A 25,725-nucleotide genomic window follows, 5' to 3' on the forward strand; every position below is an offset into this window, starting at 1 on the left:
GCGCGCCCGGGTGTCCTAGGCTCAGCCCATGGCAGGTGCGGTGACCGAAGTGCAGTCCCCCGGGGATCTCGTAGCGGCGCTCGAGTCGACCGGATACCTCGCCGACGAGGGCCTCGCGACGACGGCGTTCCTCGCGATCCGTATGGGACGGCCGTTGTTCTGCGAGGGCGAACCCGGCACCGGGAAGACCTCTCTCGCGACGGCGCTCGTCGAGGCGCTCGGCCTGCCGCTCGTCCGGTTGCAGTGCCACGAAGGCATCGACGCGTCGCAGGCGCTTTACGACTGGGACTTTCCCCGGCAATTGCTCCACCTGCGCACGCTCGAGGCCGCGAGCGGGGGCGCATTGGACGCGGACACCGCCGAGCGTTCCTTGTACACCGAGCGGTACCTGCTGGCCCGGCCGCTGCTCGCAGCCCTCACCGGAGCTCCGTGCGTGTTGCTCGTCGACGAAATCGACCGCGCGGATGATGAATTCGAGGCGCTGCTGCTCCAGGTACTCGACGAGAACGCGGTGACCGTTCCCGAACTCGGCGAGATCCGTGCGGCGGTGCCGCCGCTGGTGGTACTCACGTCCAACCGCACCCGCGAGGTGCACGACGCGCTCAAACGGCGGTGTCTGTACCACTGGGTCGAGCACCCCGGCCTCGACCGCGAGATCGCGATACTGCGGCGCCGACTGCCCGAGATCGATGCCCGGCTCGCCTCGCAGGTCGCGCACGCCGTCCAGGCCCTGCGAGGTTACGACCTGCTCAAACCACCCGGCGTCGCGGAGTCGCTCGACTGGGCTCGTGCGCTGCACGAACTCGATCGCGACGTGCTCGACGCGGCTACCGCCGCCGCGACCCTCGGTGCCGTCCTCAAATACCGCGAGGACTTCGAGCGCGCGATGCGCGCGGGTCTCGACCGGGTCCTCGCCGGATGACCTCGGCCGGCGGACACGGCACGCTGGTGGGCTTCGCCGGGTTCACCCGGGCACTCGCCGAATCCGGCATGCCGGTGGCCCTTGACGCGACCGGCACATATGTCCGGGCGCTCCGCGAAATCGACCTCGGCGATCCGGTGCAGGTCTATTGGGCAGGACGGGCGACCCTGTGTCGCGAACCCGACGACCTGCCCCGCTACGACGCCGCATTTCGCAGTTGGTTCGGAGGTGATGTGCCGGCGATCTCCCGCACCCGGGGCCACCGCACCCGCACCGCTCGGATCGCCGCACTGGCGAGCACACGGGGGCCTGCGGGCGACGACTCCGGCGAAGAGACGCCGCAGCTGCAGGTCGCAGCCGACGACACCGAGGTACTGCGGCACCGCGACATCGCGGAGCTGACCCCCGCCGAACAAGCCCACCTGACGGAAATGCTCACGCGACTGCGACCCCGCCCGCCACGGCGTGCGGCCGCGCGGAGGCGTCCCTCCCGGCGCGGCGACGTCGATCCACGCCGAACGCTGCGGGCAATGCTCGGGGCAGGCGGCGAGACGGTGAGCCCCGTGCGTCATCGCCGGGCGACGCGGCCACGCCGGGTGGTGCTGCTGATCGACGTGTCGGGGTCCATGGCCCCCTACGCCGATGCGCTGTTGCGATTCGCGCACGTCGTCACCAGATCCCACCCGGCCGGAACCGAGGTGTTCTCGCTCGGCACGCGCATGACGCGGTTGTCCCGTGCCCTGCGCGCCCGCGACCCGCACCACGCGCTCGCCGCCGCCGCGCGTGCCGTGCCCGACTGGTCCGGCGGCACGCGACTGGGCGAGACGATGCGTGCCTTCCTGGACCGCTGGGGCCGGCGCGGACTGGCCCGGGGTGCGGTCGTGGTGATCTTCTCCGACGGCTGGGAACGCGGCGACGCGGCACTCCTCGGCGAGCAGATGGCTCAGCTGCGCAGGTTGGCGCATGCTGTCCTGTGGGTCAACCCGCACGCCGGGCACAGCGGATACGAACCGATCCAATCGGGCATCTCCGCCGCGCTGCCGCACGTCGATCGTCTGCTCGCGGGCCACAGCCTTGCGACACTGGAAACACTGCTCGAGGAGGTTCATCGTGCGTGAGGTTCTCGACGAACTCGACCGCCGCTATCGCGCCGGCGAGACCGTCGCCGTCGGCACCGTGGTGTCGACGTTCCGTTCTGCTCCGCGCCCGCCGGGAGCATCGATGCTGGTCGCGGGCGACGGCACGGTCACCGGCAGCGTGTCGGGTGGATGCGTGGAAGGCGCGGTGTACGAACTCGCTCAGGAAGTGATGGGCGACGGCACACCCGTGTTGCAGCGGTACGGGGTGTCCGACGACGACGCGTTCAGCGTGGGATTGACGTGCGGCGGAATCATCGACGTGTTCGTCGAGCGGATCGACACCACCGGATTCCCCGCATTCGGCGACGTCGTCGATTCGGTGCATAGCGGCGAGCCCGTGGCGATCGCGACGGTCACCGAACATCCCGATCCCTCGGTACTCGGGCAACGCCTCGTGGTGTGGCCCGATCGTGACGCCGGGACGCTGCCGTCCGAGCGGATGCACGACGCCGTCACCGACGACGTGCGCGGCTTGCTCGACGTCGGACGTTCGGGGACACTGCACTACGGCACCGACGGTGAACGCCGTGGCGAGGGAATGTCGGTGTTCGTCAACGTGTTCCAGCCACCTCCCCGGCTGATCGTTTTCGGCGCAATCGATTTCGCCGCCGCAATGGCCGATCTCGGTGCGTTCCTCGGCTACCGCGTGACGGTGTGCGACGCGCGGGGCGTCTTCGCGACCGCGGCGCGTTTCCCCGGTGCCGACGAAGTCGTCGTGGACTGGCCGCACCGCTATCTCGCCGCCGAGGCCGCCGCCGGCCGGATCGACAAGCGCACGGTGATCACCGTGCTCACCCACGACCCCAAGTTCGACGTTCCACTGCTCGAGGTCGCGCTGCGACTCGACGTGGCGTACGTCGGGGCGATGGGTTCGCGTCGTACGCACGACAACCGGATGGCCCGGTTGCGGGAAGCGGGAATGACGGACGACGACCTCGCCCGGTTGTCGTCACCGATCGGCCTGGATCTCGGGGCCAGGACACCGCAGGAGACCGCGGTGTCCATCGCCGCCGAGATCATCGCGTTGCGGTGGGGTGGTCGCGGGCAGCGACTCGGCGAGACCGACGGACCGATCCATGCCCATGAGGAACCGGTTCGGTCCGTGGGCAGTGCCGCCCGGAAGATCTGAGCCCGGCCGGATGTGAGCGGCCGTCAGAGCAGCGCGGTGACCGACCTCGGCAACGGAAGTGTGGGATCGGTGAGCGGCGACCTCTCCGGAGCGCCGAAGGCGGTGTGTATCGGGACGACCCCGGCCCACACCGACCGGTCCTCGCCGTCGTCCGGATCCTCGCCGGGACCGGCCGCGCGCACCTTGACGCTCACCTCGTCCAGCGCAAGCACCAGCACCGTCGTCGCCGCGAGTTCCTTCGGGGTGGGCGGACGGACTTCCTCCCAGCGGCCTGGCATGAGGTGTTCGGTGACCGCCCGCAGCGCGTCCTGCTTGTCTTCGGCCGGTACAGGCATTGCGTGCCCGAAGATCACCGCGCTGCGATAGTTCATGCTGCTGTCGAATGCGGACCGCGCGAACACGAGTCCGTCGAGGTGAGTCACCGCGACCGACACCTCCAGCCCCTGACGAGAATCGAGGAACGCGCCGGCGCCGGTAGACCCGTGGAGGAACAGCCGATTGCCGTCCCGGCCGAAGGCCATGGGAAGCACCACCGGACAGCCGCGACGCACGAACCCGACGTGGGCCACGCGCGCCTCGTCGAGGAGGCGATGCAGGACTCCCGGATCGTCGTTGCCTCGTTCGGGTTTGCGAGTCAGCCGTGTTCGTTCGCTCATAACACCGATCGAAGCAGTGCGACCGCACGGGAGACAACACGTTTTCTCCCCAGCGCGCACCGAAATCCCGTTACCCCGCACATCACGAATCGATCCGGTCCGTCTCGTCGCCCGCGGTACCTCGGTACGATCCGAGACGATGCTGCCCGGCGACCGAATCGAGGGCCTCAGATGGTTGTTCGTCCACGTTTTCGGCCAGTTTCCGTGATCGCCGCTGCGGTATTCCTCAGCGTATTCGCCGCCCCGGCAACCGTGGCCGGCGAGGGTGTCCCCGTCTCGGCCGACGGGCCGGCCCGCCCGGTCGGCGCGGGCTCGGCCCGCACGTATGTCACTCTCGACGCCGAGGGCACGCCTGCCGCGCTCGGTGTGCGACTCGACGCGGCCGCGCTCGACAACCTGCCCGACGGGCTGCTGCCGATCACCGAGGCCTACGTGCTCGACCTACCCGAGCAGGCGAACACCACCCCGTTCGACCACGTCACGATCGACTGGAATTCCCGGGGCCACAACCCCGAACACGGTTTCGACGTTCCGCACTTCGACGTGCATTTCTATCTACTGGACAGAGCCACGGTGGAGGCGATCCAGCCGCTCGCCCCGGGTTACATCCAGGCCGCGTCCCGCGTGCCCGACCCCCCGTACATGCCCCGGGGGTACGAACCGGACGGGAATCCGCTGACAGCGACTGTCCCCGGCATGGGACTGCACTGGCTGGACACCACCGAGACCGAGCACCACTTCACCGAGAGGGTGCTCTACGGGTCGTGGGACGGCAAGCAGGCGTTCATCGAACCCATGATGACCCGGGAGTGGCTCGCGTCCCGGCCCACGATCGAGGAGCCACTGCCTCAGCCCGCCGCGTACCAGCGCGCGGGCCTCTACCCGACCACCTACGCCGTGCGGTGGGACGAAGCGGCGCAGACGTACACGGTCGAACTCGGCGGGCTCACGATGCGCGAGGCGTCGTAAGCCCGCCCAACCGGTCGCACGAGCACTTCGATGACCGAACCGGTGCCCGATCAGAAGTACTGAGCACCGCCGTCCACGCCGAGATGCTGTCCGGTGACGAACGTCGAATCGGCGGAGGCAAGGAACGCCACCATATCCGCGATCTCCTCCGGTTCCGCCATGTACTTCTCGAGGAACGGGGTGGTCATCGACGCGAGCTTGGGGTTGGTCGCCGCGGTTTCGGCGATCCGTTCGCGCATGCTGCCAGAGCCCATCGGTGTGTTCACTGCACCCGGATGAACACTGTTGACACGGATGTTGTGCCGGCCCAGCTCTGCTGCGAACGCGCGGGCCATCCCGGTCACCGCGTGCTTGCTGGTCGTGTAATGCACCATGAACGGCTGCATCTTCACCCCGGCCAGTGAACTGATGAGGATGATCGAGCCACCGCCACGCTCGATGAGATGAGGTGCAGTCGCCGTGACGGTGTTCCACGTGCCGGTGACGTTGATGTCGAGGGTGTCGCGGAAACTGGTGGGGCTGATCTCTTCCCACGTCTCCGGGATGCAGATTCCGGCATTGGCGACGACGACATCGAGGCCACCGAATCGTGCCACGCCCTCCTGCGCGACCTCCTTCAGCACCTCGAGATCACGAACGTCGCCCTGCACCAAGTGCGCCTTCCCGCCTTCGGCCTCGACGAGACGGCGCGTTTCGTCGAGATCGGCGAGCGTTGCGGACTCGTAGGGCACCCCGGGCAGCGGGCCCGCTATATCGACGCCGACGATGCGCGCGCCCTCACGTGCAAGCCGGACGGCATGTGCCCGCCCTTGACCTCGGGCCACACCGGTGATGAAAGCGATCTTGCCGTCGAATCGGCTCACGGACTGTTCTCCTCAGGTCGATTTCCTCGGGTCGTGTGACCCGGGGTCGGTCGGTTGCACCAGGACCTTGATGTCCGGTCCGGTGCCGTCGGACAATTCGCGCAACTTCGCATCGACACGGTCCAGACCGACGACGGACGTCACGAGGGCGTCGGCCCTGATGCGTCCGGCAGCGAGGTGGCCGAGCGCCTCGTCGAAGTCTCGCTCGCTGTAGGCGGTCGAGCCCACGATCGTCATCTCGAACATCGAGACCTGCGACAACAGGACTTCGGAGGGAACGGAGGAGATCCCGACGATCACCAGACGACCGCGATAGCCGAGGAGGTCGACGGCGTTCTGTGCGCACCCCGGGTGACCGCTGCACTCGAGGACCGCGCGGGGACCGTTGGCGAACGCGGCGGCTTCCTCACGCACCCGGCCGGGCGTGGCCGTCCGCACGCCCGATCCGCTCGCGAGCGCACGTCGCGCGTCGTTGGGTTCGATCACCAGAACGTCGGTGATGCCCCTGGCCCGGAGCACCTCGACGACGAGCAGGCCGATCGGGTCGGCACCGAACACCACGACCCCGTCGCCGGGCACGACCTCGGACTGCGCAACCGCGCGCACCGCCACCGCGAGCGGTTCGGTGAGAGCGGCGTCCCGCAAGCTCAGGTCCTCGGGTATCCGGTGCAGCATTCCGGCGGGAACGGTCACCGACTCCGCAAGCCCGCCCGGACGTCCCAGGCCGGGCCCTCGAACCAGACCGGTGAGGCAGACACCGTCCTCGCTCCGGCACGCTGTGCAGTCTCCGCAGTCGTCGATCGGCCGGACCACCACCCGGTCGCCGGGGTTCCATCCCTCCACATCCGCTGCTGCCTCGCTCACGATCCCGGAGAACTCGTGCCCGAGGACATGCCCTGTGAGCGGGTCCGGCGGATCGAAGAACAGATGCAGATCCGACCCGCACACTCCGCAGTACGCCACCTCGATACGTACCTCGCCCGGTGCGCACGGCCCCCAGTCGACTTCGGTCACTTCGAGGGCACGTTCGGGGACGATCACTGCCGCGATTCCCATCAGCGAGCCCCTCGTCTTCGTGGTTCACCCGAGCCGCGGCGACCGATTTCTTCGATTCAGGCCATCGTCCCCCTCTCGTGACGCACAGTGTCAGTGATCTGTATCACCGGAATCGCCCGCGGCATGAAACTGGAGGTTCGATGCGCATCACTGTCACCGTCGACGGAACGCCCTATACCGACGAGGTGGAACCCCGCCTTCTGCTCGTGCACTACCTCAGAGACCGACTGGGCAAAGTGGGGACGGTGGTCGGTTGCGACACCAGCAACTGCGGCGCATGCACCGTCCTGCTCGACGGCCGGAGCATCAAATCGTGCTCCGTACTCGCAGTCCAGGTCGACGGGCAAGAGGTCACGACCGTCGAAGGACTGTCACTCGACGGCTCGCTGCACCCCGTCCAGGAGGCGTTCCGCGAGAAACACGCGCTTCAGTGCGGGTTCTGCACGCCGGGGATGATCATGGCGACGATCGATCTGCTCGCGGAGGACCCCGATCCCGACGAGAAACAGGTCCGGCACAGCCTCGAAGGAAACCTCTGCCGCTGCACCGGATACCAGAACATCGTCGCTGCCGCGCAGGACGCCGCCCAGCGCCTTCGTGAGGCACCGGCGGAAACGCAGGGAGGCACACGATGACGAGCACCGCCGAACCACGCACCGAATCCGAACTCGGCAGGGCACGCCGCCGCAAGGAAGACGAACATCTCATCACCGGCCGCACCCGCTGGACCGACAACATCGTCCTTCCCGGCATGCTGCACGCCGCGATACTGCGTAGCCCCTTCGCCCACGCCCGCATCACCCACCTCGACGTCGAGGAAGCGAAGAAGCAACCGGGCGTCGTCGCCGTCTACACCGGCGCGGATCTCGCAGAGGAGCAGGGAAGTCTGCCGTGCGCGTGGCAGATCACCGAAGACATGCTGACCCCACCCGCGCCGGCGCTCGCCGTCGACACGGTCAGGTTCGCGGGGGAGGCCGTGGCCGTGGTGGTGGCCCGCACCTATTACGAAGCGCACGACGCACTCGACGCGATCGATGTGGATTACGAGGACCTGCCGGTCGTACTCGACCTCGCGGCCGCCGCCGAAGACACCGTGGTCCTCCACCCCGACCTCGGAACCAACCGCAGTGCGACGTGGGTGTACGACTCCGCCGAAGCGGGCAGTGGGAGCGACGTCGACGACACCATCCGCGACGCGGAAGTAGTCGTGGAGCGGACCTTCCGCCAACAGCGCCTTATTCCCGCGTTCATGGAACCGCGGTCGGTGGTCGTCGACCCCACTGCCGCCCAGACCACGATGTGGTCGGCCACGCAGGTGCCGCACATTCTGCGATTGATGCTTGCGATGACGCTCGGTATCCCCGAGCACACCCTGCGGGTGATCGCCCCCGACGTGGGTGGCGGATTCGGCGGCAAACTCCAGGTGACACCGGAAGAGGTGCTCACACTGCTGATCTCGCGGCGGTTGCGGAAGCCTCTCAAGTACACCGAGACGCGCAGTGAGTCGATGATGGCCGGGCACCACGGCCGCGACCAGATCCAGAAGATCACGATCGCGGCGCGACGCGACGGGACCGTCACGGGCCTGAAAGTGGATCTGCTCGCAGACATGGGCGCGTACCTGCGACTCGTCACGCCCGGCGTGCCGATCCTCGGGGCGTTCATGTTCAACGGCATCTACAAGTTCGACGCCTACCGATTCACCTGCACCAACGTGTTCACCAACAAGGTGCCCACCGATGCGTATCGGGGGGCGGGCCGGCCCGAGGCGACCTTCGCGATCGAACGCATCATGGACGAACTCGCCGTCGAACTGTCGATGGACCCGATCGAACTGCGCAAGAAGAACTGGATCCGGCACGAGGAATTTCCGTTCGACACCGTCGCGGGCCTGACCTACGACTCCGGCAACTACGAAGCGGCCACAGCCAAGGCGCTCGAACTGCTGGACTACGACAGCCTGCGACGCGAGCAGGCCGAGCGCCGGGAGCGGAAGGACCCGGTGCAGTTGGGCATCGGGGTGTCGACCTTCACCGAGATGTGTGGTCTGGCGCCGTCCCGGGTCCTCGGATCGCTCTCGTACGGCGCCGGTGGCTGGGAGCACGCCGCCATCCGCATGCTGCCCACCGGCAAGGTCGAGGTGGTCACCGGAGCGTCCGCGCACGGGCAGGGACACGAGACCGCGTGGAGCCAGATCGTCGCCGATCGGCTCGGGATTCCGTTCGAGGACATCGAAGTCCTGCACGGCGACACCCAGTCGTCACCGCGGGGCCTCGACACCTACGGGTCGCGGTCGCTCGCCGTCGGCGGCATCGCCGTCGTCAAGGCCGCGGAGAAAGTGGTCGCCAAGGCACGACCGATCGCCGCTCATCTCATGGAATGCGCCGAGGACGATCTCGATTTCACCGACGGGCAGTTCCGGGTCAAGGGAACCGCGAAATCGGTAGGACTCACCGACATCGCGCTGGCCGTGTTCGCCGCGCACGATCTGCCCGACGGAATCGAACCGAACCTCGACTCCGAGGCGACGTACGACCCCGACAATTTCTCGTTCCCGCACGGCACCCACCTGTGTGCGATCGAGGTCGACACCGACACCGGTCACGCACGCATCCGCAAATACGTCTGCGTGGACGACATCGGCCACGTCGTCAACCCCCTCATCGTCGAGGGACAGGTACACGGTGGCCTTGCCCAAGGGATCGCACAGGCGCTCTACGAGGAAGCGGTGCACGACGAGTCCGGCACTCTGCTCAGCGGTTCGTTCGCCGAGTACCTGTTGCCGACCGCCGTCGACCTGCCGTCGTTCACCACGGACCGCACCGACACACCGGCACCGGGAAATCCTCTGGGCGTCAAGGGTGTCGGTGAGGCCGGGACCATCGCGTCGACGCCGGCCGTCGTAAACGCGGTGCTGGACGCGGTGCGGCAGTACGGAGTTCGCGACATCGAGATGCCGTGTACTCCGATGCGGGTGTGGCATGCCATTCGTTCCGCGCAGAGCGGCGGAGCAGCCGACGGCAACGGTGCGGTTTCCAGCCAGGGAGGAACGGAATGATTCCGGCAGCGTTCGAGTATTTCGCCCCCACCAGCCTCGACGGGGCCGTCACGGCACTTCGCGACGCCGGTGAGGACGCCAAGATCATCGCCGGGGGTCAGAGCCTGATGCCGGTGCTGCGGCTACGTCTCGCGGCGCCGTCGGCACTCGTCGACCTCGGTCGCGTGGCCGAGTTGCGGGGCATCCGCGAGGACGGCGACGACATCGTCATCGGCGCGACCACGACGCACCACGAAGTGCTCCACGACCCTCTCGTCGCCCGGCATGCGCGACTGCTCGCGGAAGCCACCGCGACCGTCGCGGATCCACAGATCCGGCATCGGGGAACCCTCGGCGGATCACTCGCACATGCCGATCCCGCGGGTGATCTCGCTGCTCCCACCATGGCACTGGATGCGACGTTCCGGGTGGTGGGCCCCTCGGGTATCCGCACTGTGGCTGCGGCGGACTTCTTCCAGGACTACTTCACCACTGCCCTGGACGCCGGGGAGATCCTCGCGGAGATACGCATTCCGAAGCACACCGACTGGGCGGCGAGGTACGAAAAGTTCCATCGCGCAGCACAACAATGGTCGATAGTCGGCGTCGCCGCGACTGTTTCGGTCGCGGGTGGCACCATCGAACGGGCGAAGGTGGCGCTGACGAATATGGCGACGGTGCCGGTCCGGGCGCACGGCGTCGAAGAATCTCTCGTGGGTCAGCCCGCCACCGCGGAGACTATCCGGGCAGCCGCGGAACGTGCGACGGACGGAACGGACCCGATGACGGACGGAAACGCCGACGCGGAGTATCGAAGCCATCTGGCGCGGGTCCTCACGCGCCGGGCCGTGACGACAGCCGCGGGCATCTGATTTCCGGAATCTTCCAAGACTGAGAGGACACAATGCAACTCGATCACACCCTGTCCGTACCGGCGCCCGTCGATGTCGTGTGGACGGCCCTGCTCGACCCGGAGAAGGTCGCCCCCTGCATGCCCGGGGCGAAGCTCACCGGAGTCGAGGGCGACACCTTCACCGGCACGGTGAAGGTGAAACTGGGGCCCGTGGCGCTGACGTTCAAGGGCACGGGCCGCTACGTCGAGTCGGACGAACAGAACCACAAGGCCGTGATCGAGGCGAACGCGAAGGACACGCGCGGCAACGGCACCGTCAGCGCGACCATCACGATCGTTCTCACCGGCGACGGTGACCGCACCGACGGTACGGTCCACACCGACATGACGGTCACCGGCAAGCCCGCACAGTTCGGGCGAGGCATGATTTCCGATGTCGGCGGGAAGATTCTCCAACAGTTCGCGTCCTGCCTGTCGGACAAGCTCGGACCCCAAGCCGCGGAACCGGCTGCAGCCGAATCGGTCCCCAACGAAAAGGTTCCGTCCGGTACGCCGGCGGCGGCGACCACGCCACCCGACGGCACCGCACCCGCCCCGCCCTCTGCGGCCACCGCGCAATCGACGGGGACCGGCACCGCGCACTCCGGGACGAAACCCCAGCCCGAGACCGAACCTCTCGACCTCATGGAGTTCGCGCGGGGTTCGGTCATCCAGCGTCTCGTCCCGATCGCCGTGGTGGCCGTCGTGGCGATCGTGGTGGGCGTGGTGTCGAGCCGCACCGTCCGGCGGCGCAACCGTAGCCGTTCGGCGTCCTGCGGGCGCCGTTCGAATGCATGCGGGCGTCGTTCAGGGGCCTGTGGGCGCCGGAAGAAGTGACCAGATCCGGTCGCGGGACAGCGGTAGTTCGTGCGGCCGGACTCCGATGGCTCGCCTGATTGCATTGGCCAGCGCAGGTGCGACGGGATTGAACGGCGCCTCGCTCATGGACTTCGCGCCCATCGGACCGAGCGTGTCGTAGGTGTCCGCGAAGTACACCTCGGTACGGGGCACGTCCGCGTACTGCGGAATGTGATAGTTCCGCAGGGTCGAAGTCACGACGGTGCCGGCGGCGTCGGTGACGAGTTCCTCGTACATGGCGGCCCCGATGGCCTGCGCGACACCACCTTCCACCTGTCCACGGCACTGCTCGGGGTTGACGACGGCGCCGGCGTCCGCGGCCTGCACCGACTGCAGTATCCGCACCTCGCCGGTGCCGGTGTCGACTGCGACGCGGAACCCCTGCACATTGAACGAGAGTGACCGGGGAAGTCCCCCGTGGCTGCCTTCCGCGCGCAGGGTCCCCCCGGCGGCCTCCAGCAGATCCGCGAACGACACCTCCGTACCGTTCACCTGCGCGACGTCGCTGGTGAACTCGACGTCGTCAGGCGATCCTCCTGCCAGTTCGGCCGCCCATTTCGCCATCTCCTCGCGCAGCGTTCCGGCAGCGGCCAGCAGAGCCTTGGCGGCGACGACGGTGCCCGACGATCCGTACGCACCCGTATCGTGCGTCGTGACATCGGTGTCCGACTGTTCGACGCGGATCCGTTCCGGATCGGTCCCCAGCACGGACGCCGCGATCTGCGTGTGCACCGTGGTCGTGCCGTTGCCGAACTCCGCGGTGCCGACACGTGCGAGATACGTTCCGTCCGGGAGAAGTTCGATCGACGTGTCGGCGAAGTGCCCGCCCGGTGGGTTCGACGCGATCATCGCAAGTGCCATTCCCTCCCCGATCTGCCATCGGGGCCCGCTCGGTTCGGGAAGCCCTCGCCCACTCGACATCGCCGTGCGCACGAGTTCGAGACACTGGTCGAGGCCGTAGCTGCCGAAACCCAGGTCGGCGCCCTCGGGGTGGGCGGCAACCAGTTCGTCGCCGGGCACCACCACGTTGCGTCGTCGCAGTTCGTACGGGTCGAGATCCAACCGGACGGCCAGTTCGTCCATGGCGGACTCGACCGCGAATATCACTTGTCCGAGACCGTAGCCCCGGAAGGCGCCGGAGGGCCGGTTGTTCGTGTAGACGGACCGGCCGTCGACTCGCTTGTTCGGGCACCGGTAGACCTCGACCGACTCGCCGCACCCGTGGAACATCACGCTCGCCGAGTGGTTGCCGTAGGCGCCGCCGTCGTTGAGGACATCGATTGCCATGGCCGTGAGAATGCCCTCGGCATCGGCGGCCACCGTGACGTCGACCCGCATCGGATGTCGGCACGGCGCGACCGTGAGCTGGTCCGAGCGCGTGAACTCCCAGCGCACGGGACGGCCGGTGCGCAGGACGGCAGCCGCGACGACGTCCTCCACGAGCATTTCCTGTTTTCCGCCGAACCCGCCGCCGACGCGGGCGGTGAACACCCGGATGCGGTGCCGTTCGAGTCCGAAGATGTGACACAGTTCGTCGCGGACGAGGAACGGCACCTGGGTGGAACTGCGGATCACGAGGCGACCGTCGTCGTCGAGCCATCCGACGGCTCCGTGCGTTTCGAGATGGGTGTGCTGGACCCGCTGGGTCTGCCAGCGCCCTCGCACGACCGCCGCGGCCGCGGCGATCCCCGCTTCCACGTCACCGCATCCACCGTGCACCTCGCCGATGAGGTTGCGGGAGACGTCGGCGATCCGTGCTTGCGGGCCTTTGTCGCCGTGCAGCAGCGGGACGCCGGGGGAAGCGGCTTCGTCCGGATCGAGCACGAACGGCAGGATCTCGTATTCCACCTCGAGAAGCCGGCAAGCTTCCTGCGCCTGGGCTTCGGTCTCGGCGACCACCGCAGCGACCCGCTGACCGACGTATCGCAGGGTCCGGTCGAAGAGGTAGGTGTCGTCGGGGTCTTCTTCCCGGTTTTCGTGGCGCGCGGTCGAATAGGCGACTTCGGGTGCGTCGCGCCAGCACAGGACGGTGTGCACTCCCGGCAACTGTTCGGCCGCAGTGGTGTCGATCGTGACGATCCGGGCATGTGGGTGCGGACTGCCGAGTACCGCGATCTGGAGCACACCGTCGACCACACTGTCGAACGTGTACGGTTCGGTGCCGGTGACGACGCGGGGACCGGCAGGCGCGGGATGTGAAGCGCCGAATTGCTTTCCGCACGACCGTTCGACGTTGGTGACACCGTGCAGCGCGTCGTCGATCGAGCGGTATCCGGTGCAGCGGCACAGGTTTCCCTTGAGTTTGCGCGGCAGGTCGTCGAGGTCGGATTCGGTGAAGGTGGATGCGGTGACGATCATGCCCGCGGTGCAGAATCCGCACTGGAATCCGGCCGCGTCGACGAACCGTCGCTGAAGGGGATGGAGTTCGTCGGGTGTACCCAAACCACTGACCGTGGTCACGGCACACCCCTCCGCCCGGGCCGCGGGATACACGCACGAGTGCACCGCCTCGCCGTCCACGAGCACCGAGCACGCACCGCAGTCGCCGGTGTCGCAGCCCTTCTTGACCTCGAAGTGTTCGTGTTCCCGCAGCATCGTGCGAAGGCACTGTCCCGGTCGCGGCGCGGCGTCGACCTCGCTGCCGTTGACTGTCAGCTTCATGACAACTCCTCCCGGACTTCCTGCGCGAGAACCTGTGTGACCGCTCTACGCCAGCTCGGGGTGCCGTGGACGTCCGCGTAGTAGGCGTCGGCGGGTACGTGCGAGGCAAGTGCGGCTTCGAGGTCTGCCGGCGACGGGGCGCCGGGGAATCGCAATACGTAGGGGCGGGTCGTGGCGGCGGTGATCGACAAGGTGAACGCACCGTCGCTGTCGCGGCGGCCGATCACCACCGCACCGGAACGCCCGAGTGGGGAAAACGAGATCTTCCGCATGGCGGTGCGCGAGTCGAGAAGGCGCGGTGCGATTCGGATGCTGCGGAGGATGTCTCCGTCACGGAGGATGTTCTCGCCCGCCCCGGTGACGAACTCCTCCACCGGTACCCGCTTCTCGTCGCCGTCCCGGCTCCAGATCACCACGTCGGCGTCGAGCGCGACTGCCAGCGAGATCATTGCACCGGCAGGGAGCGACAGGCAGATGTTGCCACCGACCGTGGCGCGCTTCCAGATCTTCCACGAAGCGAGCAGGGCATCCGCACACTGCCGGAAAAGAGGTGCCGCAGTCCACGTTTCGGTATCGGACAGTGCCGAGAGTTCCTCGACGGTGCACGTCGCAGCGATCTCGAGACCGGCGTCGCCGTGCAACGTCGCGGGCCAGTCCAATCCGGAGAGATCGACGAGGCGCCTCAGGTGTGGTTGCGGCTCCGAGAACAACCACGTCCCGCCTCCGACGAACGCCGTACCCGGCCCCCAGGCGAGATCGTCCCGCGACCGCGCGACGGTGTAATCGGCCACCGTGTGCAGATCCATTGTCCTCACCCCGCTTTGGCGACGAGACGATCGTGCGCGCCGGCTACACCACGCGCGACGACCTCGGTGTCGACGGTGAGAACCCGGTCGTCGCGCACTACCTCCCGACCGTTCACAAGGAGCAGATCCAACGGTGGTTGCGACCCCAGGACGAGAGCCGCCACCGGATCCGCGATCCCCGAATGCGCGAGGGTGTCGAGCCGCCACAGAGCCATATCCGCGAGCTTGCCCACCTCGAGGGACCCGATCTCGTTCTCGCGCCCCAGCACCCGGGCACCACCGATGGTCGCGAGGGCGAGGCTCTGCCGGACCGTCATCGCACGGGGACCGCTGCGTGCCCGCGCGAACAGTGCCGCGTGATGGGCCTCCTCGAGCATGCAGCACGACTCGTTGCTTGCGGCGCCGTCGACACCGAGGCCCAACGGGACCCCGGCAGCGTAGAGATCCGCCGCGCGGGCGATGCCGGCACCGAGGCGCGCATTGGACGTCGGGCAGTGCGCCGCACCTGTTCCCGACGCGGCGAGCACCCCGATGTCGCGGTCGTCGAGATGCACCGCGTGGGCGTACCAGACGTCCGGGCCCGTCCACCCGAGAGATTCCATGTACTCGACGGGCTTGCACCCGAACTTCTCCATGCAGAAGTCCTGCTCATCGAGGGTTTCCGCCAAGTGGGTATGCATCCGGACGCCGAGGTCGCGGGCGAGTACCGCCGACTGCTTCAGCAATTCACCCGTGACCGAGAACGGCGAGCAGGGCGCCAGCGCGACCCGGAGCATCGAATCGAACGACGGGTCGTGCCACTGCCGGACGGCGTCCTGGCTTCCTGTGAGGATCGCGTCGAGATCCTCGACGATGTGATCCGGCGGCAGACCGCCCGCGCTCGCGCCGAGGTCCATCGACCCGCGGCACGGGTGGAACCGGATACCGACCTCTGCTGCGGCGGCGATCTCGGCCCCGAAGACATCACCCCCGTCTCGCGGGACGACGTAGTGATGGTCGGTACTGGTCGTGCATCCCGTCTTCAGCAGATGCGCGAGGCCACCCGTCGCGGCCACGTGGACCATGTCGGCGTCGATGCCACCCCAGATCGGGTACAAGGTGGTCAGCCATTCGAACAGCGTGTGATCCACCGCCAGGCCGCGAGTGATCCATTGATACAGGTGATGGTGGGTATTGACGAGTCCGGGGGTGAGGAGGCATCCCGTGCCGTCCACGATCCGCGCGTCGTCGTACCCGACGGGTTCGCCGTCGCCGACGGCGACGATCCGGTTCCCTTCGACCACGACATGACCGCTGCGGTATTCGGCACGTCCTGCATCCATCGTGACCACGTGTGCACCGCGGATCACGGTGGGGCGGGTGGTGGGGCGAGTGTGCACGGTTGCTCCTCACGTAGGCGGACACCTACCAGTGAACTCCTGCTCGAGACGCAACACCCCGGGCACCGTGTACGAAACCGCAACGAAATGACCGCTTCGTATTGTGCGATCGTCCAAAGATCGACGCACGGAGGTGGTGCAGTGCTTCTCCAGGATGTACTCGACGATGCCGAACTCGGGATCAGGGTCCTGCACGGCGACCGTGCGATGCTCGACCGTCCGGTGCTCCGGACGTGTACGACGGACATGCCCGATCCCACCCGGTATGTCAGCGCGGGGTCGCTGGTGTTCTCGGGGCTGGTGTGGCACAAGTCCGCCGAGGACTCCGACCTGTTCGTCAAGCACCTCGCGCGCATGGGCGTGACGGCTCTCGCCGCGGGAGAGGCGCTGCTGGGGGCGGTGCCCGACGACGTGGTGGCCGCGTGCATACGGCACCGTTTGCCGTTGGTCTCGGTTCCCGCCGACATGCCGTTCAGCCGGATCATCGAGCGCCTCACGGCACGCATGTCCGGTGCGCGGATGGACCGTCTGCAGAACGGGCTCGCGCGGCAGCGGCGTCTCCTCGAGGCGGTGGCCGACGGCCGCAGCATCGACGATCTACTCGCCCGCACCGCAAGTGAATTCGGTGCCGATGCTTGGCTGCTGACCGCTACCGGAGTATGTCTCGTAGGCGACGAGCACCTCGACGAGGACACCGTGGACCACCTCGTAGAGTCGGCTTTGACGGCCGAGCGCCTTCCCCACACGACGGGCGACTACACCGTTCTCTCCGTGGGTGCCGGCCTGCGCGACCGCGCATCCTCGTGGTTGCTCGTGGTGCGGCACACCGGTCCTGGCCGTGCGGACTGCCTGGACGCGTTCGGCGAGCTTGCGGCAGTCGCCGCACTCGACCGTGTCCGTCGGGACGAGCGCAGGCGTTCCACGTGGGACACATGTGACGCCACCGGTGTCGTTGCCGGTGCGGCAACGGCTTTCGACGCATCGCGGAGGCTCGTCACGGTGGTCGCGCGCCGGGTGCCGGTCCATCCCCGAGCCGGGGTGGTGACCACCGATCGCCTGCATTCCCTTCGCGCCGTACTCTGCGACGCTCTTCCGGGAAGCGTCAGTGCTCTGGACGGAGACCGAGTGGTCCTGACCGTCGCCGGTGAGAACACCGACGTCGGGATGCTGCTCCGCCGGCGGCTGTCACGCATCGTCCCGGCATCGGAGGGCACGGGCCTACGCATCGGAGTCAGCGCGACCTGCACACTCGGGTCGCTGGCCGGTGCGATCGCCACCGCAACCGCACTGGCCGCGGACGACGGCGACCTTCCCGAGCCGGTATCGGTGCGCGTCGCCGCGATGGACTCGGCGGCAGAGTTGTTCTCGGCGGTTCCCGACCGGTTGCGTCACGATTTCGCACGACGCGTGCTGGGCCCGGTGCTCGATCACGACCTCTCGAACGACGGTGGGCTGCTTCCCACACTCGAGGTGTTTCTCGCATGCAGCGGTTCGTGGCGACGCACCGCGGACCGGATCCACGTGCACCTCAACACCGTCCGCTACCGAATCGGCAAGGTGGAGAAGCTCACCGGCCGGGATCTGTCCCGGCTGGACGACAAGCTGGACGTCTATCTCGCGCTCCGGTCGCTGCACATGCAGCAGTCCTAGGCGGGGCTGTGGAGGTCCTCGTCCGGGCGATCGGGCGCGGCCAGGGGCAGATCGGTCACCGGTGCCACCGGCCAGAGCAGAGGGTCGGGCCCCAGCTTCCGCAACTGCTGCACCTGCTCCAAGCACCACGGCGACACGTCACGGGTTCCGTTCACCACCGCATCCGCGAACGTCGTCCAATCCACCCATTCGACTCCGCACACCTCGTCCGGATCGGGAGCCGGGTGCGACCCGCGGTACAGAACCCGGTACACGGGACAGATCTCGTTCTCGACGATGCCGTTGTCCATCACCGCCCGATACCGAAAGAACGGCAGGACGATGCCGACGTCGTCGATCTCGATGCCGAGTTCCTGGCCCAGCCGACGGTGGACGGCGAGTTCGAGTGGCTCGTCCGGCGCGGGGTGACCGCAACAACTGTTCGTCCAGACGCCGGGCCACGTCCGCTTCTCCAGGGCACGCCGCGTGATCAGCAGGTTTCCGTCCTGGTCGAAGACGTACGCCGAGAACGCGAGGTGCAGCGGTGTCGTCGCAGTGTGCACGCTGGCCTTCGGTTCGGTGCCGACGGCGCGGCCCGCATCGTCGAGCAGCACTACATGCTCCATGGTGTTCCTGTCTGTCCGTTTCTCTGGGAGTGGCGGGCCGGTCACTACGCCTGACCCACGCTCTTGGCCGTCTTCGCCCGGGTACGGAAGGTTGTCCATCCCGCCTCCGCCAAGCGTGGCGCAGCGACAGCGAGGCGACGCCGCCGGGAGACGCGGGCCCGTTGATGAAGTACGCGATATCCGCTGTCTTCCACCTCCCGGAGAATGTCGCGGTACAGCACGAACGCCGTGCGCATGCCCGGTCGCACCGGAGGGTCGAGCATGTCGATTCCGGGGTCGGCGGTGCGGTACACCGACCGGGTGTGCGCGATCAGGTGGGCGAGCGCACGTTCGAGCCGGGGATCGTTACGGCCCGTCGTCCGGCAGTATCGGAGCAGGTCCTCATCGACTCCGAAAGCTTCCAGATCGTATGTGGGCAGGTAGATCCGGTCTCGATCGAGATCCTCGCCCATGTCCCGGATGAAGTTCGTGAGCTGGAAAGCCTCCCCGAGCGCGGCAGCCGGGCCCGATGCCTCCTCGCGATCGACTTCGGTGCCGAGGATGGGAAGCATCTGCAAGCCGATCACCGCGGCCGATCCGTACATGTACTCCGACAACTCGTCCATCGTGCGGTACCGAGAGCGGAACATCGGCGTTCCCGGTATGTCCATCCTCATCGAATGGAGGAAGGCGTAGAAGTAATCGTGCGGAATATCGTATCGCGCAGTGGTATCCACGAGCGCTGCGAGCACGAGATCGGATCGGCTCCGTCCCAGAGGTCCTCCGGCGAAGGCGGATCGGATGTGTTCCTCGAACGCATCCACCGTCGCCGCGGCCGCACGATCCGAGCCGCCTTCGACGTCGACGACATCGTCGACCATCCGCGCGAATCCGTAGAGTGCGTGCACGCCTGCGCGTTTGGACGCCGGAAGGATTCGCGTCGCGAGAAAGTACGTTTTCCCGTGCTGCTCGTTCAGTTCGCGGCACACACGATACGCCTCGTGGAGTCCGGGGTCGATCCCGGCGAGTTCACCCATGCTCTACTCCCTCGGAGAGTCCCGGCCGTGTGGCGGCAGGCTGCCGAGACCTCTCGTTCCCGGACGATCCGATTATCCTCTCGGCGGCCAGGCGCCCGGAGACGAGGACGGTCGGCACCCCGACACCGGGTGTGGTACCCGACCCCGCCAGCACCACGTTGTCGACGCCCGCGACCATGTTCTTGCGCCGGAACGGGCCGGTCTGGCTGAAAACGTGCGCCGAGGAGAACGGGCTTCCGTCGAGCATGCCCTTCTCGAGCCAGGTTTGCGGAGTGTCGAGGTGATCGATCACCATCGCGGCGGTCAGCCCCCGGTAACCACGCTGTTCGAGAACGATCTGGATTTCCCGCATGTAGGGGACGGCCCGGCGGTTCCAGTCGATGGGAGCGGACGCCAAGTTGGGACACGGTGCCAACACCGACACCGGCTCGCTCCGGACACCGTTTCGGACCATGTGCAGGGAGGGGTCGCTGACCGCCGGCCGGGTGATGAGCAAGGACGGGTCCTCCATCAACTGTCCACGCCCGCGTCCTGCAGTGATACGTGCGAACGTCTCGGCCCACTGCTCGCCGAAGTCGATCGTGTGATGCGAGGCGGAGGGCCACGACTGCGTGACCTCGGTGGGAACCGTGCCGTGGAACACCACCGCGGACGGAGACACGACACCGTATCCACGCTTCTTGCCCCGGGCCGTCACGCCGGCCTGCTCCAGCAACCCGTCGACGACCGGAAGGTCGGCCGTGAGCACCAGCGCGTCGCAGGGGAAGCGGCGGTCGTCCGTCGTCCGGACGGCCGTCGCTCGCTTGTTCCGGATTTCCAGTTCGGCGACTTCGGCGGAGGTGCACAACGCGCCGCCGTGCCGTGTCAGCGCGTCCGCCATCGCTTCCGCGATCGCGGACATTCCACCCGCGGGGAAATAGACTCCGAGCGAGGTGTCCATGTGTGCGATGGCGCCGTACACGCCGAGCGCCTTCGACGGAGCAACGCCCGCGTAGAGGGACTGGAAAGTAAAGATCCGGCGTAGCCGGTCGTCCTCGACGAACGACGCGATCCGGGGGCCGAGCCGCCCGAAACCCCCGAGCAAGGCCAGTTTCACCGTGTCGCGCAGGGCTGCACGCGACGCCACGAGGTCGAGCGGTGAATCGAAGTTCGAGGCGATGTAGCGATCGAACTCCGTGTCGAAGATCGTCTCCAGCCAGTCCCGCAGCCTGCGATATCCATCCGCATCGCTTGGGCCACATACCCTTTCGATCTCCGCATACATGGTTGCGGGATCCGAGTGGACGTTCAGGGAAGTTCCGTCGGCGTAGCGGGCGTGATAGCTCGGAGAGAGCTTGCTCAGTTCGACTCTGGGAGTGGTGGTCGCGAACGACTCCCCGACGGCAGAAAGCGCGTCGGAGATGAGTTCCGGCATCGTGAGCACGCTGGCACCGTTGTCGATCCTGTACAGCGGCCGGCCTGCGTCGTCGAATACCGGGTAGGTACCCACCCGTCCACCGACCGTGCTGTCGCGCTCGAGGACGGTGACGCGCTTGCCCGCGCCGGCGAGATGCAACGCGGCGGCGAGACCGGAGAGGCCCGCTCCCACCACCACGACCGAGTCGACGTCACCGGGTACCGACCTCATGACCGGCCCCCGCTCGCAACGACGGTGGCGACGACAACGGTGGCTACGACGCAGTGCGGCACGAATGTGCTCATTTCCCGGCTCGTTTCTCGTGGAGCGGACGTCTTCGTTGCGATCATGTCTTCACCGTGACCTTTCCGGGTTGCCGAATCCATAAGGCCACCAAGGGGAACCCTACGACCCCCATGACGCAGAAACCGTAGACAGCCGAAAAGCGCATTTCGTCACCCTCCAAGAGGAATGCGTGCGCGAAACCCGACCCCAGCCACGTCCACAGGAAAAGAACCAGCGGCGCGGCATCCGACATGCTCCGGCCGCGCGGCCTGCGCGACTCGGTCAGCCCTCCCACCCTGTCCACGACGATCGCCATCAGGAGCGCGACGGCGAACCAGCCGAGGTAGTTGGTGTACGGAATGGAGGGGATACCGGGGAGCCCGGCGTTGCCGGAGGTCCAGGTCCACTGCCCGTCGGTCACCATTTGGCTGTCGAGGTACAGGTCCCATCCGACCATCCCCACTGCGACCATCAGCACTCGCCCGAAGGCCCGTCTCTCTCCCGATATCCCTGCTCGCCGGAGGACGAAGGTTGCTGCGCACCAGATCGGGTAGAAGCCGGCAGTCCACGCCAGGGGCACGACCGCCGGAACGCCCACGATCTCGGGACCGAGTCGACCGGTGGCGTAGAAGTAGCTTCCGAACGGGAAACCCGTCGCAGTACCGATGACCTCCGAGAGGAGACCGAGTCCGGCAGTCGAGGCGAAGAGGACCACGGTCCAGAGCGGGCCCCGCGTGATGGCGGCATGTACCAGCGACGCAGCCGTGAGAAGGAGCACGACCGCGACGGTGACGACATCCCTCGAAGCATCGCTCGCGAGCGGATAAGCGATCTGGGCGAGCACCGCACCCGCGACGATCGCCCACACCACGCGCGTCATCGGCGCGCGTACCGGGTCGGCGTGTGGTGCGGCGGGACCACGCTCATCGCTGCAGCCGCTCGTCCGTGGGGTCGGCGTCGTGCGCCACCTCCTCGGGTGAATCGCTCGACACCGCGGAGTCTACCCGCTGGGCATCCATGAACATCTGCAGAAATCCGACACCCGACGACGAGTACGGGCCGTGGTGCCGGGGGGAGCCGGCGGCAGGAGGAGGAGACATCAGATCTCGCCTCACATCGGCACGACGCTGAGCGGCCACGTGCCGGACTCGACCAGCGGAGTATGAATCGCCAGGAAACCTGCTTCTACCTGCGCGCGCATGTGGGCCACCTCGTCTCGCGGTCACCGTGCCGACACGTTTCGGGACGGAGACGGTCCTCTACCGTCTGCCTGCGATTCGGAGCCGGGGTAGGTGCGGATGGGTACGGGACCGAAAAAGTTCCCCGTTCACCCCCGCAACACGAAAGTGGTGGCGCGCGCCGGGCTTGCAGGCGCACACCACCACGTCCCGAACAGTCGTCCGGCCGTCACATCCAGTCGACGAATCGCTCCCATGCGATTCCGGCGTCGGGTGCATCTTCCCGTTCCACCGTGGCCTGAATCAGCCCGTAGGGCCGATCGTCGGCGTGGAACACCTCGTTGGGGTTCTCGAGACCGAACCGTTCGAGGTCGTACACGAAGTGATGCTTGTTGGGCGCCGACAGGCGGATCTCGGCGATCACCGGGTATTTCTCCAGCACCGCCCGGCCCATCTCGAACAAGGTCTGCTGCAGGGCCTTCGATTGCAGATTCGCGAAGCGCTCGAGCATCGTGGCCCTGATCCCGGAATAGGTGGTGTCCCAGTCGACGGCCACGGTCGTGAAACGCCACTGCGCGACCAGGCTGGTCGCCATCACACGGTCGGAGGTCGGCTCGAGCACCGTGTACGGGTCGGTGAGGAAGCCCGCGAACTCGGACCCGGTCGATTTGAGCACGACGAGATCTTTGACTCCGCCGATCACCCATTCCTGTCGCTCGGCCCCGGTTCCCTCGACGGTCACCGCGACGGTGCGCACCTCCGGACCTGTGCGGGTCCACGTGTGATCGTGTTCGACGCCGTCGATCGACACCCGCTCCCAGGCGTAGTCGTCGATCTCGACGCGGGCTGCGCGCACGGGTTCGACATCGTCGACGAAATGCCGCGCGAGGTCGAGCGCATAGGTCTCGACGAATTCCACGCCCTTGCTCTTCGCGTAGGCGTACACCGTTTGCTTCTGGGTGTCGGTGGGCAGCACGGCGCCCTGGTCGCCGGCCAGATGTGCGGCGTCGAAGTCGCCCCGCAGGCAGGTCGAGACGTTGAGGTCGCGGATCTCGTGGCGGGGGGTGTCCCGCTGGATCCGGACGACCCGGTTCTCGGCCTTGCCGTAGCGATTGGAGCCGAGCACGATCTTTCCGGTCAGTTCACTCACGGTCAGCTCCCTCGATAGGTGGAATAGGAATAGGGCGACAAGAGCAGCGGTACATGGAATTTCCGGTTTTCGTCCGGTGCGGCATCCGGTCGCTGTTCGGGTATCCGGAATGTGATGACGACTTCGGGATAGAAGGTCTCGGTTCGCCGATGCGCGAAGTAATCACCTGTCGCGAACGTAAGCGTGTAGGTCCCGGCTTCGATCGGCGGACAGGGGAATTCGGTGATCCGTCCGTCGTCGTCGGTGCGGGAACGCGCGAGTTCCGCTCCGCCGGACGAGAGCATCACCTCGATACCCGCTGCGGGTGTTCCGGTGGTCGCATCAAGGACGTGCGTGCTCAGGATGGTCACTACACACCTTTCCTTCCGGGACCGGCCGAGTCGTCGGCGACAAGCACTTCGAGCCTCACGCGATTGATCTCGGCGAGAGCGGCTTTGGTCTCGTTCCATTCGGTTTCGGGGTCATGGGTGAGGCGGCGTTGCAGGATCGAGAGGAGTTCGGCGGCGGATCGCCCCGACGCGCGCACGAGATAGACGTGCCCGAAGCGCTCCTCGTACTCCCGGTTGCCCTCGGCGAGCGCATCGCGGATGCGCGCATCGGCGGTTCCCACCGACGCCTGCTCCCGTCGCGACGAGGGGTGGTCCGAACGCTCCCCGATCCGGGGATGCCCGGCGAGGGCGTCGGCGACGTCGTCGCGAGCCAGTGCAGCCGTTGCCTCGTCGGATGCGCGCAGCAATTCGGCGCGGGCACCGTAGGGGCGTCCGTCGACGAGTCGACCTACCCACGTCCTGCTCGAGCAGCACTCGGACAGGATCGCGTCTGCGTCGGGGACGGGAAGCGCATCGAACTCGGCACAGGTATACGGCACGGGACTCCTCTCTCCTGTCCCCACGATGGCGGATGGAAGGAGCTGCCGGTACCGGACGCGCTACAAAGTTCGCGGGGAGCGTTACCCACTCCTTGGATGATCCGACAAAGCCGTCTCCGGTGACGCCGGACCGGCGTCGCGGCGCGGTCAGCCGGGCTGGGAGACCGGCACGCGCTCGACGAGCGACGGGTCGATCTGGCTACGGAGCCATATGTGAGCGGGATCCGATTCGGATTCCTCGTGCCAGACCGCGTATTCACAGAGCGGAGGCAGGTCGAACGCCGGCTCGAGGATGCGCAGCGATGCGACCGCGGCCATCCGTTCCGCCATCCGTTCGGGCATGAGCGTGACGAAGACCGTGTGTTCGAGTGCGTAGGGGAGCACCGCGATATTCGTCGTCGATGCCCCCGTACGCGCGACGATCCCCGCGCGCAGCAGTGACCGGCCCAGGGCCGTGTCGTCGTCGTATTGCAGGTACGACATGAACGGGTAGTGGGACAGCACTTCGCGGTTCAGTTCCGTCCCCGTGTACGGATGCCCCGTCCATACCGCACCGACATAGCGGTCGGTGAGCACGGCCCTGCGGTGGCACCGTTCGAATTCCGGTGCGTCGAGCAGTTGTTCGGGCAGCACGGCAAGATCTGCCTCGTGGCGATGGAAGGCCGCGATGGACGCTTTGCTGAGGGGGCGCAGATCGAACCTGACGTTGGCCGGATGCCCTCGTCGCATGAGCATGCGGAGCAGCGCGACCTCGGTGTAATCGCCGGTCAGCAGTGTGAACACACGCGAATCCACGGTCGGGTCGAATGTGGGTTCGGTCAGGATGGAACGTTCCAGCGTGTGCAGCACGCTCCTCAACGGTCCGACGAGTGCCTGCGCCCGTGGGGTGAGTCGCAGGTTGCGACCGTTCTTCACCAGCAACTGATCGTCGAATTGTTTCCGCAGCCGGGCGAGGGCCGTACTCGTCGCCGGCTGCGACATGTTCAGTCGTTCGGCCGCGCGGGTCACATTGCATTCGGAGAGCAGCACGTCGAGGACGACAAGCAGGTTGAGATCCACCCGCCTCAAGTCCACTCGGCACCACCTTTCCGGAACCCGGCGTAACGGTAAATTCCGGCGGGATCGTATCCCACCACCGCTGCCTATACCCAAAGATGTATAGCAGCTATCCGAGTTACTTTTCGATCTTGTGAGCCGGTCGAACGACACT

Annotated in this window: 24 protein-coding genes; 9 read left to right on the plus strand and 15 right to left on the minus strand. The window is 67.1% G+C overall.

Features of this window, described 5'->3' with window-relative positions:
- The first annotated feature begins 28 nt into the window (after nucleotides 1–28).
- Genes RDCOP1_RS12185 through RDCOP1_RS12195 form a run of 3 tightly spaced genes read left to right on the plus strand, consistent with a single transcriptional unit; the run spans nucleotide 29 to nucleotide 3,190 of the window.
- The gene (locus tag RDCOP1_RS12185) at nucleotides 29–922 is read left to right on the plus strand and encodes an AAA family ATPase (protein WP_072700870.1); all 894 of its coding nucleotides are present in this window, start codon (nucleotides 29–31) and stop codon (nucleotides 920–922) included.
- On the plus strand, nucleotides 919–2,040 hold the full coding sequence (locus tag RDCOP1_RS12190) for a vWA domain-containing protein (RefSeq protein WP_072700872.1): 1,122 nt from the start codon (nucleotides 919–921) through the stop codon (nucleotides 2,038–2,040). Before RDCOP1_RS12185 ends, RDCOP1_RS12190 begins: the two co-directional genes overlap by 4 nt.
- Nucleotides 2,033–3,190, plus strand: coding sequence for an XdhC family protein (locus RDCOP1_RS12195; RefSeq protein ID WP_072700874.1), 1,158 nt, complete (start codon nucleotides 2,033–2,035; stop codon nucleotides 3,188–3,190). The genes RDCOP1_RS12190 and RDCOP1_RS12195 overlap by 8 nt, the downstream gene beginning before the upstream one ends.
- 23 nt (nucleotides 3,191–3,213) lie before the next feature.
- On the opposite strand, the gene RDCOP1_RS12200 is transcribed toward RDCOP1_RS12195, so the two are convergent.
- The gene (locus tag RDCOP1_RS12200; protein ID WP_072700875.1) at nucleotides 3,214–3,846 is read right to left on the minus strand and encodes a pyridoxamine 5'-phosphate oxidase family protein; all 633 of its coding nucleotides are present in this window, start codon (nucleotides 3,844–3,846) and stop codon (nucleotides 3,214–3,216) included.
- 171 nt (nucleotides 3,847–4,017) lie between these two features.
- On the opposite strand from RDCOP1_RS12200, the gene RDCOP1_RS12205 reads away from it, so the two are divergent.
- A complete protein-coding gene (locus RDCOP1_RS12205; protein WP_072700877.1) occupies nucleotides 4,018–4,815 on the plus strand; it encodes a DUF5602 domain-containing protein in 798 nt (265 codons plus the stop codon).
- A 50-nt stretch (nucleotides 4,816–4,865) separates the two neighbouring features.
- Here the strand turns inward: RDCOP1_RS12205 and RDCOP1_RS12210 are convergent, their stop codons facing one another.
- The gene (locus tag RDCOP1_RS12210; protein ID WP_072700880.1) at nucleotides 4,866–5,678 is read right to left on the minus strand and encodes a mycofactocin-coupled SDR family oxidoreductase; all 813 of its coding nucleotides are present in this window, start codon (nucleotides 5,676–5,678) and stop codon (nucleotides 4,866–4,868) included.
- 12 nt (nucleotides 5,679–5,690) lie between these two features.
- Nucleotides 5,691–6,734, minus strand: coding sequence for an alcohol dehydrogenase catalytic domain-containing protein (locus tag RDCOP1_RS12215; RefSeq protein ID WP_072700882.1), 1,044 nt, complete (start codon nucleotides 6,732–6,734; stop codon nucleotides 5,691–5,693).
- A gap of 140 nt (nucleotides 6,735–6,874) precedes the next feature.
- On the opposite strand from RDCOP1_RS12215, the gene RDCOP1_RS12220 reads away from it, so the two are divergent.
- The 4 genes from RDCOP1_RS12220 to RDCOP1_RS12235 are packed head-to-tail and all read left to right on the plus strand — an operon-like array spanning nucleotide 6,875 to nucleotide 11,500.
- Nucleotides 6,875–7,369: a (2Fe-2S)-binding protein gene (locus RDCOP1_RS12220; RefSeq protein ID WP_072700884.1), complete on the plus strand. Its 495-nt coding sequence runs from the start codon at nucleotides 6,875–6,877 to the stop codon at nucleotides 7,367–7,369.
- On the plus strand, nucleotides 7,366–9,792 hold the full coding sequence (locus tag RDCOP1_RS12225; RefSeq protein ID WP_072700886.1) for a xanthine dehydrogenase family protein molybdopterin-binding subunit: 2,427 nt from the start codon (nucleotides 7,366–7,368) through the stop codon (nucleotides 9,790–9,792). Before RDCOP1_RS12220 ends, RDCOP1_RS12225 begins: the two co-directional genes overlap by 4 nt.
- Nucleotides 9,789–10,643: an FAD binding domain-containing protein gene (locus RDCOP1_RS12230; RefSeq protein ID WP_072700888.1), complete on the plus strand. Its 855-nt coding sequence runs from the start codon at nucleotides 9,789–9,791 to the stop codon at nucleotides 10,641–10,643. Before RDCOP1_RS12225 ends, RDCOP1_RS12230 begins: the two co-directional genes overlap by 4 nt.
- A gap of 32 nt (nucleotides 10,644–10,675) precedes the next feature.
- On the plus strand, nucleotides 10,676–11,500 hold the full coding sequence (locus tag RDCOP1_RS12235) for an SRPBCC family protein (RefSeq protein WP_072700890.1): 825 nt from the start codon (nucleotides 10,676–10,678) through the stop codon (nucleotides 11,498–11,500).
- On the opposite strand, the gene RDCOP1_RS12240 is transcribed toward RDCOP1_RS12235, so the two are convergent.
- From RDCOP1_RS12240 to RDCOP1_RS12250, 3 genes are read right to left on the minus strand one after another with little or no spacing between them, the layout of a single operon-like run.
- On the minus strand, nucleotides 11,471–14,182 hold the full coding sequence (locus tag RDCOP1_RS12240) for a molybdopterin-dependent oxidoreductase (protein WP_072700891.1): 2,712 nt from the start codon (nucleotides 14,180–14,182) through the stop codon (nucleotides 11,471–11,473). The genes RDCOP1_RS12235 and RDCOP1_RS12240 overlap by 30 nt on opposite strands.
- Complete coding sequence (locus RDCOP1_RS12245) at nucleotides 14,179–14,988, minus strand: FAD binding domain-containing protein (RefSeq protein ID WP_072700893.1); 810 nt, start codon at nucleotides 14,986–14,988, stop codon at nucleotides 14,179–14,181. The genes RDCOP1_RS12240 and RDCOP1_RS12245 overlap by 4 nt, the downstream gene beginning before the upstream one ends.
- A 5-nt stretch (nucleotides 14,989–14,993) precedes the next feature.
- Nucleotides 14,994–16,367, minus strand: a complete 1,374-nt coding sequence (locus RDCOP1_RS12250; RefSeq protein WP_072700895.1) for an 8-oxoguanine deaminase — start codon at nucleotides 16,365–16,367, stop codon at nucleotides 14,994–14,996.
- A 141-nt stretch (nucleotides 16,368–16,508) separates the two neighbouring features.
- On the opposite strand from RDCOP1_RS12250, the gene RDCOP1_RS12255 reads away from it, so the two are divergent.
- Complete coding sequence (locus RDCOP1_RS12255) at nucleotides 16,509–18,017, plus strand: PucR family transcriptional regulator (protein WP_084722609.1); 1,509 nt, start codon at nucleotides 16,509–16,511, stop codon at nucleotides 18,015–18,017.
- On the opposite strand, the gene idi is transcribed toward RDCOP1_RS12255, so the two are convergent.
- The 9 genes from idi to RDCOP1_RS12295 all read right to left on the minus strand — a co-directional run bounded on the left by idi (nucleotide 18,014) and on the right by RDCOP1_RS12295 (nucleotide 25,589).
- A complete protein-coding gene (idi, locus tag RDCOP1_RS12260; RefSeq protein WP_072700899.1) occupies nucleotides 18,014–18,622 on the minus strand; it encodes an isopentenyl-diphosphate Delta-isomerase in 609 nt (202 codons plus the stop codon). The genes RDCOP1_RS12255 and idi overlap by 4 nt on opposite strands.
- 44 nt (nucleotides 18,623–18,666) lie before the next feature.
- Entirely contained in the window at nucleotides 18,667–19,638 is a 972-nt protein-coding gene (locus tag RDCOP1_RS12265; protein WP_072700901.1) for a phytoene/squalene synthase family protein, read from the minus strand.
- Nucleotides 19,631–21,265, minus strand: a complete 1,635-nt coding sequence (gene crtI / locus RDCOP1_RS12270) for a phytoene desaturase family protein (RefSeq protein WP_072700903.1) — start codon at nucleotides 21,263–21,265, stop codon at nucleotides 19,631–19,633. The genes RDCOP1_RS12265 and crtI overlap by 8 nt, the downstream gene beginning before the upstream one ends.
- A gap of 115 nt (nucleotides 21,266–21,380) precedes the next feature.
- On the minus strand, nucleotides 21,381–22,199 hold the full coding sequence (locus tag RDCOP1_RS12275; RefSeq protein ID WP_072700905.1) for a carotenoid biosynthesis protein: 819 nt from the start codon (nucleotides 22,197–22,199) through the stop codon (nucleotides 21,381–21,383).
- A 43-nt stretch (nucleotides 22,200–22,242) separates the two neighbouring features.
- Complete coding sequence (locus tag RDCOP1_RS21500) at nucleotides 22,243–22,419, minus strand: hypothetical protein (RefSeq protein WP_169848885.1); 177 nt, start codon at nucleotides 22,417–22,419, stop codon at nucleotides 22,243–22,245.
- Nucleotides 22,420–22,726: 307 nt separating this feature from the next.
- Nucleotides 22,727–23,647, minus strand: coding sequence for a factor-independent urate hydroxylase (gene pucL, locus RDCOP1_RS12280; protein ID WP_072700907.1), 921 nt, complete (start codon nucleotides 23,645–23,647; stop codon nucleotides 22,727–22,729).
- Nucleotides 23,648–23,649: 2 nt separating this feature from the next.
- Complete coding sequence (uraH, locus tag RDCOP1_RS12285) at nucleotides 23,650–23,997, minus strand: hydroxyisourate hydrolase (RefSeq protein ID WP_072700909.1); 348 nt, start codon at nucleotides 23,995–23,997, stop codon at nucleotides 23,650–23,652.
- Nucleotides 23,997–24,515: a 2-oxo-4-hydroxy-4-carboxy-5-ureidoimidazoline decarboxylase gene (gene uraD / locus RDCOP1_RS12290; protein ID WP_072700911.1), complete on the minus strand. Its 519-nt coding sequence runs from the start codon at nucleotides 24,513–24,515 to the stop codon at nucleotides 23,997–23,999. Before uraD ends, uraH begins: the two co-directional genes overlap by 1 nt.
- Before the next feature lie 147 nt (nucleotides 24,516–24,662).
- Complete coding sequence (locus RDCOP1_RS12295) at nucleotides 24,663–25,589, minus strand: LysR family transcriptional regulator (RefSeq protein WP_072700913.1); 927 nt, start codon at nucleotides 25,587–25,589, stop codon at nucleotides 24,663–24,665.
- Nucleotides 25,590–25,725: the final 136 nt, after the last annotated feature.

Origin of the sequence: Rhodococcus coprophilus NBRC 100603 (assembly GCF_001895045.1) — a bacterium.
Classification (GTDB): Bacteria; Actinomycetota; Actinomycetes; order Mycobacteriales; family Mycobacteriaceae; genus Rhodococcus; species Rhodococcus coprophilus.